Genomic DNA, 13,889 nt, shown 5'->3' on the forward strand with positions numbered 1-13,889 from the left:
GATCAGCACTTTTAGAAACGTAATCTCAGGTTAGCACCAAAAGTTCTTACAGAAGGGTAGCTACCCACCATAAAGCCCTGTGCGTTACCGGAGCTCATTGCATCATCAGGATCTGCATAAGGCATGTTCTTATGTATGATCCACAGGTTACGACCTGTCAGTGAAAGATCTATGCCTTTGAAAGGATTGATGTGTCTGATCAAAGATGTTGGTAAAGAGTATGTCAGCGATACTTCACGCAGTTTTACATAGCCCGCATCGTATACGAATGCTTTGTCAGCATTGTAGTAGTAACCATATACACCATAATCGTTGGCAATACGTGTAGCATTGGGTTTACCATCTTCTGTTACACCAGGCAGGATTACACCACCGCCTTCGCTGAGAGGTGCTCTCGACTCATTGCCCAGATCATTGACAAGTGCTGTTTCAGGGAAGAGACCTGTAGCCAGACCATAGTACATATCCATGTTGAACATGTCGCCACCATGACGTACATCGATCAGGAAGCTCAGCGCCAGGTTTTTATATTTAACTGTGTTGGAGATACTACCAATCCAGTCAGGGTTTACATTACCAATAGTGTGGTTGGAGGTACCAGTGATTTCATAGTAACCATCCGCATCTACCACCTTCTGACCATCTTTGTAGATGTAGTCAGAACCAGTAATAGTTCCGTAAGGCTGACCTACTACTGCATTTACAGTAATACCACCCTGGAAATCACCAATCTGCAGTTTGTCGATACCTGGTAATGATACCACCTTATTGCGGTTGCGGGACCAGTTTACATTAATTGTCCAGGAGAAGTCTTTTGTTTTTACAGGTGTACCGAATACAGACAATTCAATACCCTGGTTCTGGATGTTACCAGCGTTGATCACCTTGTAATCGTAACCAGTTGATGTGGATACTGGTAATGGTACGATCTGGTCAACTGTATTTTGTTTGTAGTAAGTCGCATCGAAACCTAAACGGTTATTCAGGAAAGACATTTCCAGACCGGCTTCGAAGCTCTTTGTTTTTTCTGGTTTCAGATCAGGATTGTACTTGGTACCACCTACTGAACCTAATGCTACGCCATCGATACCTGTTGGCACATCGTAATAGTTTTTAGTATACAGTGGAGGTGCGGTATTACCTACTTCTGCCCAGTTTACTCTTACTTTACCATTGGATAACCAGGTAGCTTCCGGTATCAGCTTAGAGAATACAAAACCAAGAGAAGCAGAGGGATAATAGTAACTATTGTTGCCTTTAGGAAGTGTGGAAGACTGATCTCTTCTCAGGGTCAGGTCCAGGTATAATAATTCTTTCAGGCCGAAATTGGCTGCAGCATAGATACCATCTACTTCTTCTCTGGTAGCGATTTCGGTAGGTGCTTCCATTGGGTTTGCTGTGTTCAGCAGGGCATACAGACGAGGGATGAGGAGACCGCCGTTAGTCGAAGATAAGATAGAGCTAATATTAGTCTGTCTTACGTTACCACCCAGAATACCTTTGAAGGTCAGGTCCTGGGTAATGTTTTTATTGAAGTTCAGCATCAGGTCGTAGTTATACTCGCTGAAGGAACGTTTGAATTCGCTGAATTTTGATACATCGATAGAACCGATTGCGGATCTTTCTTCCTGGTGTTCATTGTAATTATCCAATGATACACGGCCTACGATGTCTAACCAGTCAGCTGCTTTATAGTTCAGACTGATGTTGCCGAAGTGACGGGTACGGCCATCAGTTTCATAGTTCTCATATCTTGTCCAGTAAGGGTTATCCCAGAAGATAGGGTTCAGGGCACCAACATCTGACTGGTTCCAGGTGATGTTACGCTTTTCAACAAAGTACATGTCTTTCTGTTCCTTCACATCTACGTTGGTTTGCCACCATTCTCTCACATTTGTCATGAGGTTTTTGGAGTCATAGCCTGTACCGTAACGGCCCAGACCATCGATGATAGAAGAGTTGACTGATGCACTTGCGGTTAACTTGTTGGAGATGTTGTAAGAAGCGCCGAAGTTGATGAGATCCTTTGCAATACGGCTGTTTGGCATAATACCTTTGTCGATAAATTTGGTATAGCCCAGTTTGAAATAACCTTTATCGCTGGCACCATCTATTGAAATGCTGTTGTTGGTCCCTACAGCAGTTTCGAACATTGCACCTGGATTGTTGCTGGCAGCAACCCATGGACGGGTTTTCATGTAGTAGGGTGACTTGTCATAGAAAGCATCCCAGTGGTATACCTGCAAGGTAGGATCGAACTTACCACCATAGGAAGCATCTTCTGTAACTGGTACTACGCGGTCATCCACGCCATCACCATTTACATCGGTGTAGTAGAAGTAACCATCCGGAGAACCGTAACCAGAGCCATAACCAGCTCCATATTTGTTTTGATATTTTGCAAAGGTAGAAGGATCGTACTTACCTACATTCACACCTGTGTTGAAGGTAACACCAAATCCTCTTGCACCTTTTTTGGTCGTGATCATTACCACACCATTTGAAGCACGGGAACCGTACAATGCAGTAGCAGCAGCACCTTTCAGTACACTCACTGATTCTACATCGTCCGGGTTGATATCTGCAGCAGCGTTACCATAATCATAACCACCTACACCTTCTGTCTGATCTTTGGTGTTGGTGTTAGAGTTATCGATAGGTACACCATCTACTACGAAGAGTGCCTGGTTATTGCCTGTCAGAGATTTGGCGCCACGCAGTACGATATTCGTGGAACCACCCAGGGTATTATTTTTACGGATTTCAAGACCTGAAACTTTACCAGCGAGTGAGGTAGTAATGTTCACATCTCTTGTTCTGTTTAAGTCCTCAGGAGCCACTATCTGTGCAGAGTAAGGCAGTTCATTTTTATTTCTCTTTACGTTCAGAGCGGTTACTACTACTTCCTGGAGGTTTTGGTCATCAGATTTCAATGCGATGTTGACAGTACCGGATGAACCCACCGGAATGTTCTGTGCTAAATATCCTACGCTGCGAATAATCAATACGGCATCTGGTTTTGCGTTCAGTTTGAAAAATCCATCCTGATCTGTGGTTGTCCCAGTGTTTGTTCCTTTGATTTGTACAGTAGCAAAAGGTACAGGTGAACCGTCCGGGCCGGTGACTTTCCCTGTAACCTGGCGCTGTTGCGCATACGTCAGGGTTACACTCACCATGAGCATGGTGAAAAAGAGTAACGCTCTTTTCATAAACGATTTAGATTTTAGTTGACAATAAAAGTTTTAATATAGGTTCCCCTAATTCCAATAGTTTTTCTCTGGTCAATAAGTTTTCAGAACACAGTTTTGCTGGTCTTATTACGATTTAGTTGTTATTCGATTTAGTTGTTGTTTTAAAAAGTTACCATCCGGGATGAAGGCGGCAAGAACCTGGATGGTAGTTTGAAGCACAGTATAATCTTATCCTTTGTTCATAAGCAAAAGCGTACTGCTGCTACACCGCTGTACACAGGTTGACAAATTATTCCGAAATATAAACAGGATAAAGAGTAACTGGCCTCTTTCATGATTACGATTTAGATTTTGGTTGAAGAGCACAATTTATAGAAAAATATTACTCACCACCAAGAAAAATTTAACCTTTTTTTAAGAGTGCATTTTTTTTTCATATGTATACAAATTATTTGCAATATTCTATAAAGGAAAATTTAACATTCAATAACAATTCACTTTCTGCAATATTTCAGCATTTTTAAACAGTTATGTTGATTTTATAATCAGATTTTGACCGTTTTTTAAAACATTATGAAACTTTTTCCTTGATAAGAAGGTGATGGTTTTTTGTTCTCACCAGCTGACATATGTCACTTAATGGGAATGCTTAATGCTACACAGAATAGACTACCTGGATTGTCAAAGTTCCTTCTATTTCAATTCTCGCCCAGGCCTGCCAATGTTTCTTTTGCTTCCATCGGAGTGTACAACTTTGCTTCGCTCCTTTACCATATAATTGAGCCAAATTATAATCGTATAGCACGCTTCTGTCTGGAATATAAAAGCGGGTAGCTGTACCTCCTGTGCTATACCAGATGTAGTTAAGCGTACAGCGCAGTGGCCATTTTGGGAGCTGCCAGGCCAGTTCCTGCTGGTATAGGCCTCCATACTGGTTGCCGCTATCATCCTGCCAGGTGTTTGCTTCTACACGTGTTTTCCAGGTCCAGCCTTTGGCTGGGGATAATGTGAGTTGAAACCTATAATTTTCATGGCGGGTTTCAATCATCGGTGGAATAAATTCATTCCCTTTTGATTGCTGGAATTTTTGTTTGTATTGATACCTGAAGTAGAGTCGTGTTTCTTTATCAGGTGTATAGGTCAGCGATGCAAATAATTCCTGTCCGTCTGTAGGTGAATTGGTTTTATATTGCAACCATGGGAAGTGGAAGATGTCTGCATAGGCATCCAGTTGCCAGTGTTTGATAGTGTGTAGACTAATGCCGGTGTATAATCCTTCTTCATTGACGGGACGTGAATTTTCTCCCATTGCATTTGCATGAATGGGTTCATAGTTTGTGTTGAATTTTCTGTAAAACAGGGCAAGGTCTGCGCTCTTACCAACACTTGTGAGCATACCAAGGATGGTAGCTGTGCGATGATTGACAGCCAGCTCGCCGAATAGATGATAGTTACGGAGAGAGATGGCGTAATCCATGCTCACACTATGTTCCAGCCAGTTGATGCCAATGTGTGCCTGTGGTAATTTGTAAGAGATATTTGCACCCAGCTGATGTAGAGATACAATGGCGGTGGTTTCCCAATGACCTTGTTGTAAAGTAATGGCGGCGCCTCTATTGACACCAGTGGTATTGGAACCTCTTATGATCTCTCCTTCTCTTTTGATGTGTGTGATCATGCTGTTTTTACCCAGTGCATATGCCTGCCAGTTAATCAAACCTTGTCCCATGTTTACAGTAAAATCTCCGATCGCTAAGGCTTTTATTTTCCTGTGGTTTTTGATGAAATAGTAAGCACTATAATTATCTTTTTTCAGCTGCATGCCTATGGTGGAACTACGATATCGTAACAGGTCATTTCTCGCTAGTAAGGTGATTGGACTTTTGCCTGTTTTGATACTTTCTGCGACTGTTACATAAGGTAATATTAACTGAATAGTTGTTTCATCAAACCCAGGTACAGCCTGCAATTCATAGATACTTAGCAGGTTTCCGAATTGCTTTTTATAATTGATCAATTCATCAATTTGTAATGAAGTTAACAGCCCTAATGAAGTCAGTTCAGCAATGTCTGCCTTGTTCAGTGATAAAGGATGTTTTCTGTATACTTCCAGCTGCTGCCATTGCATATCATCATTAACAATATCATCTTCCTGTCTTGCGTGTACTAATAATGGCATGCACACTATTATTATTATCAGTTTTACACTTGCCATATAATCGTTGTTCCGGGTGAGAAACCTAATTGTGGATGGTGGGCTGCATATACTTTTACAAATAGTTTCTTTAGTCCAAATGACACCGCCATATTTCTTTGTATAGGATCATTACACCAATCTAATTCCATGAGGAATTGAGGGATGAATGCATATTCACACATGACTTTGAAAGCAGGTGGCAAGCCTTCCTGTTGGATCAATGCGGTACTTAGTAAGAAACTCTCACTGGCTTCATATCCCAATCCTGCTGAGAAGGTCACGGGCACATCCGGTGTGTTGACAGGATTAAATGCATGTAGTCCTGCAAATAACACCGGGGTGATTTGTACCAGGGTACCTGCTTCCGCTGTCAGGGCATGGGTACTACCATATCCCATGGTCATCGTATTCAGGTAGTTTACCTGCATACCTACGCTACATTTCTCTCCCATGTTATGGCTGTAGGCCAGGCCAAATAATTGTTCATGCCAGGCACGGAATCCTGTTTGTTTAAGCATACCAGCGAAGGTGCCGGAATGTGTAGGCCATGCGATAGCAAGGGTGTGGATACTGAGTGCGTTCAGTAGAAAACGTCTTTCTGTATTTACACCGATAGCAGGGCCTTTCAGCCAGGTAAGGCCGGCTTGATTTTGTAGTGCGGTGAAGAGGTATTGATGATGTTTCGTATAGGTACCTGCAGTAGGTTGGGCACAAATGGTGAGCATGCACCAGGTGCAAACAATGGTAACAACAATGGATTTCATATATAGAAGTTACAAAAAAAAAGTCTCCCACCGAAACGGTGGGAGACTTTTTTTTTGGATAGCCTGCGGCGCTGACATTTTAAATCAGCCTGCATTTTTCCTATCAAAACAGCCCGTACAGCTGTGAATCAATCTTTGAAATAATCTCTCCTAAATCTTCATCACTCTCCGGAAACTTATTCTTATCGATATCAATGATCAGCAAAGGTCCTTCCGTATATCTCTCTATCCAGTTATTATAATATTCATTCAGTCGCTTCAGATAGTCCAGTCGGATATTCTCTTCATACTCTCTTCCTCTCTTCTGAATCTGTGCGACCAGGGTAGGTACAGAAGCCTTGAGATAGATGAGCAGGTCCGGTGGTTTCACCATTGACTTCAGTGTCTCAAAGAAATTAAAGTAGTTGTCAAAGTCGCGCTTTGTCATCAATCCCATCTCATACAGGTTGGGAGCAAAGATGTGCGCATCTTCATAGATGGTACGATCCTGAATCACAATGTCATTGCCATTCTGAATTTCCAGCAGTTGTTTCAATCTTCCATGTAGGAAATACACTTGCAGGTTGAAGGACCAGCGTGGCATATCCTCATAGAAATCATTAAGATATGGATTGTGCTCTACATCTTCAAACTGGGGATCCCATTTGTAATGCTTTGCCAGCAGTTCAGTAAGTGTGGTCTTACCGGCACCAATGTTCCCGGCTATCGCGATGTGTTTGAGAGAGAGAGAGAGAGAGAGAGAGAGAGAGAGAGAGAGAGAGAGAGAGAGAGAGAGAGAGAGAGAGAGAGAGAGAGAGAGAGAGAGAGAGAGAGAGAGAGAGAGAGAGAGAGAGAGAGAGAGAGAGAGAGAGAGAGCTTGTTATTTTTTGCCATGATGTATCGAGGTCACTAATCATTAATTTGAAGCAGCGAGCAGCAACTACCATTAGATGACATCCCATTAATTTACAATTTTATCCGGTTATCAGCCTAAAAATGTTGCGTACTTCTTATGATCAGTAGTAGTTAATTCCGATAAGTTTTCTCGCTTGCTGCAAAGTCTGTGCCGCACTTTCCCTTGCTTTCTCAGCTCCATGGCGCATAATTTTGTTCAGGTAGGCCGGATCTTCCTGCAATGATTTGGCTTTTTCGCGGATAGGTGCTATAAATTTCACCATGTCCTCTCCCAATTGCTTCTTCATGTCTCCGTAACGGATGGTACCGTCCTCGAAAGTTTTCATAAAATGCGCAATTACATCCGGGGTAGAAACCTGCTCCATGAGGCTAAAGAGGTTTGCGACCGCTTCCGGCATGCTACCATCTTCTTCTTTACCTGTGGCAGACTTTGCCTTCATCATTTTTTCTCTGATCAACTGATCACTGTCAGACAGGTACAAAGTAGCCATCTGATTCTCACTCTTACTCATTTTACCATTGCCATCGAGGCTTGCGATCCTTATCAGGTTATCACCAAAGTTAAATGGAACCGGTTCAGGGAACAGCTCTCCATAACGCTCGTTAAAGCGATTTGCAAAGTTGCGGGCCATTTCCAGGTGCTGTTCCTGATCTTTACCTACCGGCACTTTTACAGCACGGTGCACGAGGATATCGGCACTCATGAGTACAGGATAAGTAAGTAGACCGGCATTAACGTTTTCTGGTTGAAGGCGTACCTTGTCCTTAAAAGTAGGTACCCTCTCCAGTTCGCCTTTGTAAGCCATCATATTGAGCAACAGGTACAATTCTGCGATCTCAGGAATATCGCTCTGTACATAGAGTGCTACCTTTTCCGGGTCGAGGCCCGAAGCTATATTTTCAGCCAGTACGCGGTAAACATTGCCACGCAGGTCTTTGGGATCAGGATGGGTCGTCAGGGAATGCCAGTCTGCTACGAAAAAATAACAGTTATAGGCCTCCTGCATCTTTACATAATTGCGGATTGCGCCGAAATAATTACCTAAGTGTAAAAAACCGGTAGAGCGGATACCGCTTACTACTATCTCTTTGTTTGCCATAATGGGGTGCAATTTAGGAAATTCTTAGGAGCTACCCTGCCGGAGGAGCGCATTTTTCAGGTAACACTCTCTTTAGTATTTAGTAACTTTAACGCCGGTTAATAAATATTTTATTATCTTTTCATTTAATTTGACTTATGGAAGTGAACGAACAGCTGGTAGATCAATTAGCAGACCTGGCAAGACTTGAATTTACCCCGGCGGAAAAAACATCCATCCAGGGAGATTTACAGAGAATGATCACCTTTGTGGAAAAACTGAATGAACTGGATACCACAGAGGTTAAGCCATTATTGCACATGACTGCCGATCGTAATGTGTACCGTGAGGATAAAGTGGTTCCTTCCATCACCCGGGAAGAAGGCTTACAAAATGCACCCGCAGCCAATGATCAATACTTTAAAGTTCCTAAAGTGATCAAAAAGTAATCCTTATATCACCTGGCACAACTCAGGAAATCATCTTGTATCTAATACTGTTAGCAAATGCGCCCACAATCCGTCATCCATTTAGAAGATATCCGTAAAAGCTATTACATGGGTTCTAATGAACTACCCGTGCTGAAAGGTATTAACATGGACATTTTCAAAAATGAATATGTTGCCCTCATGGGCCCTTCCGGTTCCGGAAAGTCTACCTTAATGAATATGCTCGGGGCACTCGATACCCCTACCAGCGGAAAATATATCCTGAATGGACATGATGTGAGCACAATGGAAGATGATGACCTGGCCAGGGTACGGAATAAGGAAATTGGCTTTGTATTCCAGCAATTTAACCTCATGCCCCGCCTCACCGCGTACGAAAATGTGGCCGTGCCACTGATCTATGCAGGCATCGGCAAAAAGGAAAGAGAGGAAAAAGCCATCTATATGCTGGAAAAAGTAGGCCTGGGAGAGCGTTATAAACATAAACCCAATGAGCTCTCCGGTGGTCAGTGTCAGCGTGTGGCTATTGCCCGCGCCCTGGTAAATGATCCTTCCATTATTCTGGCGGATGAGCCTACTGGTAACCTCGATAGTAAAACTTCCGTGGAAATCATGGAGATCTTTGGACAGATCCATGCCTCCGGCAATACGGTTGTACTCGTTACACATGAAGAAGACATTGCTGCCCACGCCAAAAGAATTGTCCGTCTCAGGGATGGTCTGATTGAATCAGACAGATCTGTAGAGGATAGTATGCTGGTCAAAGCGTAAAAAAGGGAGCCATTCCGGCAAGTCTGGCTGGTCATTCAAAAATGCCTACGCCGGGTCATTCCATGAAGCCTTAGTTGATCATTTCAACAAACCTAAGCTGGTCATTCCATGAAGGCCAGGCTAATCATTCAAAAAAGCCTACGCCGGGTCATTCCATCCAACCTACGCTCACACCCTCGGCGTCCACTTAATCTCCTCCACCTTCAACCGGTGACCTATCCATCTTGCTAATACGAAAAGATGATCGCTCAGCCGGTTTAAATATTGTAGTACCAATGGTGCTATAAACTCCTCATTTTCCTGCAACCCAACACATATGCGCTCTGCCCTCCGGCATACACAACGGGCTACATGGGCTGTAGACACCGCCACATGCCCACCGGGCAGAATAAATGATTTCATTTCCGGCAGTTCCTCGTTCATGGCATCAATGCTGGCTTCCAGCACCTGTACATCTTTCTCATAAAGGTCCGGAATACGCATTTTTATATCTTTTTCAGGATCACAGGCCAGTGAGGCTCCCACTGTAAACAAGCGATCCTGTATTTCGCGCAGAAAAGCGACCATATTTCCATCAAAAGAAATATAATCACCCACCAGTCCAATATAAGAATTGAGCTCGTCTACCGTGCCATAAGCATCAATGCGAGGGTTGCTCTTGGAAACTTTAGTACCTCCGATCAGGGAGGTCTGTCCTTTGTCGCCGGTTTTGGTGTAAATCTTAAATGACATAAGAAAGATTTTAGAGCATTTTCCCATCCTTCATGACCAGTTGCCTGTCACTTAACGGCGCCAGTTCCTCATTGTGGGTAACGATGATAAATGTTTGCTTAAACTGGTCTCTTAGCTGGAAAAACAGCTGGTGCAGCTCCCGGGCATTGTGCGAATCCAGGTTACCGGTGGGCTCATCGGCCATCACGATATCCGGGTTATTGATCAGCGCCCTGGCGACTGCCACTCTTTGTTGCTCTCCTCCTGACAATTCGTTGGGTTTATGATCCATTCTGTCAGCCAGGCCTAAAGTTTCCAACAAAAAAGCGGCCCTTTTTTTGACTTCATTCTTATTGTGACCGGCTATAAAACCCGGTACACAAACGTTTTCTATCGCGTTAAATTCCGGTAAAAGATGATGGAACTGAAAAATAAATCCCATATGCCGGTTACGGAAATCAGCCAGTGCATTGCCTTTGAGTGCTGTCAGGTTCACATCATTCAGCCAGACCTCTCCGGAGGTAGGCGTATCCAGGGTACCCAGAATGTGCAGCAGGGTGCTTTTCCCAGCTCCGGAAGATCCTACTATCGTAACGATCTCTCCTTTGTTCACAGTTACATCCACTCCCTTCAAAACAGGTAAGTTGGAATAATTTTTGGTAAGATTGCGTGCGGTCAGCATACTTGAATAAAAGTAATTCACCGTTAAGATAGTAATAGTTGTTTATTTCAAATTAAATAATACTTTTGCCAAAATTTAAGACAGTAAAAATTTCAATAACATGTACTGGACCTTAGAATTAGCTTCATACCTGGAGGATGCTCCATGGCCAGCTACTAAAGACGAATTAATTGATTACGCCATCCGTTCCGGTGCACCGATTGAAGTGATTGAGAATCTTCAGGAACTGGAAGACGAAGGTGAAATTTATGAGGGAATAGAAGATATCTGGTCTGATTATCCGTCACAGGATGACTTCTTCTTTAATGAAGACGAATATTAGCGCATAGATATTCCATTTATTGTTGCCTCAGCAAATTCGCCTATGCTAAAAAATTTCCAAGCCGCTCCTTCATTGAAGGACCGGCTTTTTTTGTAGTAAAATTGCCGGCAGAATTCGGCGCAAATCCACGCCAGATAAAGCAGCTGCCATTTTTGTGGGATAGCAATCATTAGCGGAAAGGGGTGGTCGGCTTTAAAACCGAAATGAATGACTGCATTAAAAATTAAGCCGTGAAAATGAATAGTTAATATTCACTTTCACGGCTATTATTTTTGGATCGTACTATCTTATTTTTCCATCTGCAGCATCACATCCATCGTTACACCGGTAGAAGAGAAACCACCGTCATGGAACAGGTTCTGCATGGTCACCATCCTTGTCAGGTCAGAGAACAGGGATACGGTATAGTCAGCACATTGTTTTGCCGTTGCATTACCCAATGGGCTCATTTTCTCAGCATAGTTGATGAAACCATCAAAACCTTTTACACCGCTACCAGCAGTTGTACGGGTAGGTGACTGAGAAATTGTGTTGATACGTACCTTCCTGCTGATTCCATAGTGGTAACCGAAGCTACGTGCTATTGATTCCAGCAGGGATTTTGCATCAGCCATTTCGCTGTAGTCTGGAAATACACGCTGTGCAGCGATGTAAGTCAGTGCTACTACAGAAGCCCACTCATTCAGTGCATCCAGTTTATAAGCTGTTTGCAACACCCGGTGAAGGGACATGGCTGAAATATCGAAAGTTTTATGGGAGAAATCGTAATCGAGGTCAGTATAAGGCTTTCCTTTACGCACATTGAGGCTCATACCTACAGAGTGCAGTACGAAGTCTATTTTACCGCCAAAATGCTCCATGGATTTAGTGAACAGATTGTTCAGGTCATCAAGGCTGGTCACATCTGCTGGTATTACAGGAGCATTGGTAATTTCTGCCAATTTGTTGATCTCTCCCATACGTAAAGCGATAGGTGCATTTGTCAACACGATTTCAGCGCCCTCTTCCACACAGCGAAGTGCGGTTGCCCAGGCAATGGAATTTTCATCCAATGCACCAAATATGATACCCTTCTTTCCTTTTAATAAGTTATAAGCCATTGGGTTGATAATTATTTTGGGCAAAAATAGGCGTTATAGTTGAAAAAAAAACATTAATTGATAAGGCCCTATTTTACCAACTCTCTCGCATTTTCCAGGGCTGCAGCCGTCGGCTTTTCCCCACTCATCATCTGTGCAATATGATTGATCCTCTCCTCCCTTGTCAGCAACCTTACATTCGTCTGCACCTTTCCTGACTTCATATCTTTAAACACAAAATAATGCGCATCGGCCTTACCCGCAATCTGCGGCTGGTGCGTGATACAGATAATCTGGTGCCCTTTGGCCATGCCTTCCATGATAAAGCTTACCTGGCGGGCCGCTTCACCTGAGATACCTGTATCTATCTCATCGAAGATCAGCGTTGGCAAGGCTACTGACTGTGCAACCAGTGATTTGATACACAGCATCAGTCTGCTCAACTCACCACCAGACGCCACTTTCCGGAGAGGTGCGAAGTTGCCGCTCTTATTCGCATCGAATAAGAACTCTATGACATCCTGTCCAAATTGGTTCAATGCACCTTTTACAATCGATGCTTTCAACCTTGCATTTGGCATACCTACCTGTGCCAGCAAAGCATTCACAGATTTTTCGAACGGACCTGCCGCTTTTTCACGGCCTGCTGTAATACCAGCTGCCTGTGTTTGTAACTTACCCTGTAAAGTTTCCAGCTCTTTCTCTAACCCTTCCAGTTTTTCATCCAGGTTCAGCACTCCTTCTACCTTGCCCGTTAGTTCTTCCTGGATCTTCAGCAGCTCGGTCGTATTCTGTGCGGCGTGCTTCTTCAGCAATCTGTACCCGAGTGATAAACGTTCGTTCAGCTGTTCTAATCTGGCACCATCTGTTTGTACCTGGTCATTCATATGTCCGATCTCTCCTGTTATATCCTGTAACTCTACATATGCTGATTGCAAACGCGCTGCGATGGCCGGCGCCTCTTTATGAAAATTAGCCAGCCCCTGTACAGATGATTGTATCTGCTTTAATTGTTGTAATAAAGGTTGTTCATCTTCTTTTAACTGGAAGTACACTTTGCTCAGGGTATTCCTGATTTCCTCTGCATGGCTCAGCACTTTCAGCTCCGCATCCAGCTCCTCTATTTCATGATCCCTGAAGCTGGCCTCTGTCAGTTCGTCCAGCAGGAATTTATTATAATCCAGTTCTTTGTTCGCATTGTTACGCAGGTCATGTAGCTGCTTCAGCTCCCGCTGTACGGCTACATATCTGCCATATCCCTGCTGGTATTGCTGCAGGGCTGTTGGCTGGTTGACCAGGGCATCCAGTACTTCGCGCTGAAAATCGGACTTTTCCAGTTCCAGGGTATCGAACTGCTGATGCAGATCTACCAGGTACTGACTCAGTTCGTGTAGCTGGGACAGGTTCACAGGAGTATCATTGATAAAAGCACGGGACTTACCGGCGGTGCTGATTTCACGCCGGATGATCAGCTGATCTTCCAGGTCCAGTTCATGCTGCTGGAAAAAATCTGCCACCTGCGACTTCTTCACCTTAAAATTCCCCTCTATCACACATTTCTTATCCTTGCTGTGCAATACCCCCGGATCTGCACGCTCCCCAAGTATCAATGACAATGCGCCCAGCAGAATAGATTTACCTGCACCTGTTTCGCCCGTGATGACGTTCAGGTTCCCGGAAAAGTCTACTTCCAGCTGTTCAATAATGGCGTAGTTCTTAATTGTTAGTTTTTGTAGCATATGGGAAAATA

At 43.6% G+C, this 13,889-nt stretch carries 13 protein-coding genes; 3 read left to right on the forward strand and 10 right to left on the reverse strand.

The window, feature by feature from the left end; translation table 11 throughout:
- Nucleotides 1-11 precede the first annotated feature (11 nt).
- From QQL36_RS00965 to trpS, 6 genes are all read right to left on the reverse strand, one after another.
- Nucleotides 12-3,209 (reverse strand): SusC/RagA family TonB-linked outer membrane protein, encoded by a 3,198-nt coding sequence (locus QQL36_RS00965; protein ID WP_321568616.1) that lies wholly within the window; start codon nt 3,207-3,209, stop codon nt 12-14.
- A 637-nt stretch (nt 3,210-3,846) separates the two neighbouring features.
- The gene (locus tag QQL36_RS00970) at nt 3,847-5,370 is read right to left on the reverse strand and encodes a helix-hairpin-helix domain-containing protein (RefSeq protein ID WP_321568617.1); all 1,524 of its coding nucleotides are present in this window, start codon (nt 5,368-5,370) and stop codon (nt 3,847-3,849) included.
- Nucleotides 5,371-5,393: 23 nt separating this feature from the next.
- Nucleotides 5,394-6,152, reverse strand: a complete 759-nt coding sequence (locus tag QQL36_RS00975) for a hypothetical protein (protein WP_321568618.1) — start codon at nt 6,150-6,152, stop codon at nt 5,394-5,396.
- A 103-nt stretch (nt 6,153-6,255) separates the two neighbouring features.
- Nucleotides 6,256-6,864 (reverse strand): deoxynucleoside kinase, encoded by a 609-nt coding sequence (locus tag QQL36_RS00980; protein ID WP_321570531.1) that lies wholly within the window; start codon nt 6,862-6,864, stop codon nt 6,256-6,258.
- Nucleotides 6,833-7,093, reverse strand: a complete 261-nt coding sequence (locus tag QQL36_RS00985) for a hypothetical protein (protein WP_321568619.1) — start codon at nt 7,091-7,093, stop codon at nt 6,833-6,835. The genes QQL36_RS00980 and QQL36_RS00985 overlap by 32 nt, the downstream gene beginning before the upstream one ends.
- Nucleotides 7,094-7,147: 54 nt before the next feature.
- The gene (gene trpS, locus QQL36_RS00990) at nt 7,148-8,146 is read right to left on the reverse strand and encodes a tryptophan--tRNA ligase (RefSeq protein ID WP_321568620.1); all 999 of its coding nucleotides are present in this window, start codon (nt 8,144-8,146) and stop codon (nt 7,148-7,150) included.
- 137 nt (nt 8,147-8,283) lie between these two features.
- On the opposite strand from trpS, the gene gatC reads away from it, so the two are divergent.
- Both gatC and QQL36_RS01000 read left to right on the forward strand, forming a co-directional pair.
- The gene (gene gatC / locus QQL36_RS00995; protein ID WP_083726247.1) at nt 8,284-8,574 is read left to right on the forward strand and encodes an Asp-tRNA(Asn)/Glu-tRNA(Gln) amidotransferase subunit GatC; all 291 of its coding nucleotides are present in this window, start codon (nt 8,284-8,286) and stop codon (nt 8,572-8,574) included.
- 57 nt (nt 8,575-8,631) lie between these two features.
- Nucleotides 8,632-9,345 carry an ABC transporter ATP-binding protein gene (locus QQL36_RS01000; RefSeq protein ID WP_083726249.1) on the forward strand — a complete coding sequence of 238 codons (714 nt, stop codon included), beginning with the start codon at nt 8,632-8,634 and terminating at the stop codon, nt 9,343-9,345.
- Nucleotides 9,346-9,513: 168 nt separating this feature from the next.
- Here QQL36_RS01000 and QQL36_RS01005 read toward each other — a convergent pair whose 3' ends face one another.
- Nucleotides 9,514-10,077 (reverse strand): cob(I)yrinic acid a,c-diamide adenosyltransferase, encoded by a 564-nt coding sequence (locus QQL36_RS01005; RefSeq protein ID WP_083726251.1) that lies wholly within the window; start codon nt 10,075-10,077, stop codon nt 9,514-9,516.
- A 10-nt stretch (nt 10,078-10,087) separates the two neighbouring features.
- A complete protein-coding gene (locus QQL36_RS01010) occupies nt 10,088-10,738 on the reverse strand; it encodes an ABC transporter ATP-binding protein (RefSeq protein ID WP_083726253.1) in 651 nt (216 codons plus the stop codon).
- A 100-nt stretch (nt 10,739-10,838) separates the two neighbouring features.
- Here QQL36_RS01010 and QQL36_RS01015 point away from each other — a divergent pair, with 100 nt between their 5' ends.
- Complete coding sequence (locus QQL36_RS01015) at nt 10,839-11,060, forward strand: DUF2795 domain-containing protein (RefSeq protein WP_012794455.1); 222 nt, start codon at nt 10,839-10,841, stop codon at nt 11,058-11,060.
- 287 nt (nt 11,061-11,347) lie between these two features.
- Here QQL36_RS01015 and QQL36_RS01020 read toward each other — a convergent pair whose 3' ends face one another.
- Nucleotides 11,348-12,160, reverse strand: coding sequence for an enoyl-ACP reductase (locus QQL36_RS01020; protein ID WP_083726255.1), 813 nt, complete (start codon nt 12,158-12,160; stop codon nt 11,348-11,350).
- Nucleotides 12,161-12,228: 68 nt separating this feature from the next.
- The gene (gene recN / locus QQL36_RS01025) at nt 12,229-13,878 is read right to left on the reverse strand and encodes a DNA repair protein RecN (RefSeq protein ID WP_083726257.1); all 1,650 of its coding nucleotides are present in this window, start codon (nt 13,876-13,878) and stop codon (nt 12,229-12,231) included.
- Between the last annotated feature and the right edge of the window lie 11 nt (nt 13,879-13,889).

Origin of the sequence: Chitinophaga sp. LS1 (assembly GCF_034274695.1) — a bacterium.
Lineage (GTDB): Bacteria > Bacteroidota > Bacteroidia > Chitinophagales > Chitinophagaceae > Chitinophaga.

Coding starts and splice junctions, on each gene's coding strand:
- QQL36_RS01015 (WP_012794455.1), top strand. CDS start 10,839: ATGTACTGGACCTTAGAATTAGCTTCATACCTGGAGGATGCTCCATGG.
- QQL36_RS01005 (WP_083726251.1), bottom strand. CDS start 10,077: ATGTCATTTAAGATTTACACCAAAACCGGCGACAAAGGACAGACCTCC.
- QQL36_RS00975 (WP_321568618.1), bottom strand. CDS start 6,152: ATGAAATCCATTGTTGTTACCATTGTTTGCACCTGGTGCATGCTCACC.
- recN (WP_083726257.1), bottom strand. CDS start 13,878: ATGCTACAAAAACTAACAATTAAGAACTACGCCATTATTGAACAGCTG.
- trpS (WP_321568620.1), bottom strand. CDS start 8,146: ATGGCAAACAAAGAGATAGTAGTAAGCGGTATCCGCTCTACCGGTTTT.
- QQL36_RS00965 (WP_321568616.1), bottom strand. CDS start 3,209: ATGAAAAGAGCGTTACTCTTTTTCACCATGCTCATGGTGAGTGTAACC.
- QQL36_RS01000 (WP_083726249.1), top strand. CDS start 8,632: ATGCGCCCACAATCCGTCATCCATTTAGAAGATATCCGTAAAAGCTAT.
- QQL36_RS01010 (WP_083726253.1), bottom strand. CDS start 10,738: ATGCTGACCGCACGCAATCTTACCAAAAATTATTCCAACTTACCTGTT.
- QQL36_RS00970 (WP_321568617.1), bottom strand. CDS start 5,370: ATGCCATTATTAGTACACGCAAGACAGGAAGATGATATTGTTAATGAT.
- gatC (WP_083726247.1), top strand. CDS start 8,284: ATGGAAGTGAACGAACAGCTGGTAGATCAATTAGCAGACCTGGCAAGA.
- QQL36_RS00985 (WP_321568619.1), bottom strand. CDS start 7,093: ATGGGATGTCATCTAATGGTAGTTGCTGCTCGCTGCTTCAAATTAATG.
- QQL36_RS01020 (WP_083726255.1), bottom strand. CDS start 12,160: ATGGCTTATAACTTATTAAAAGGAAAGAAGGGTATCATATTTGGTGCA.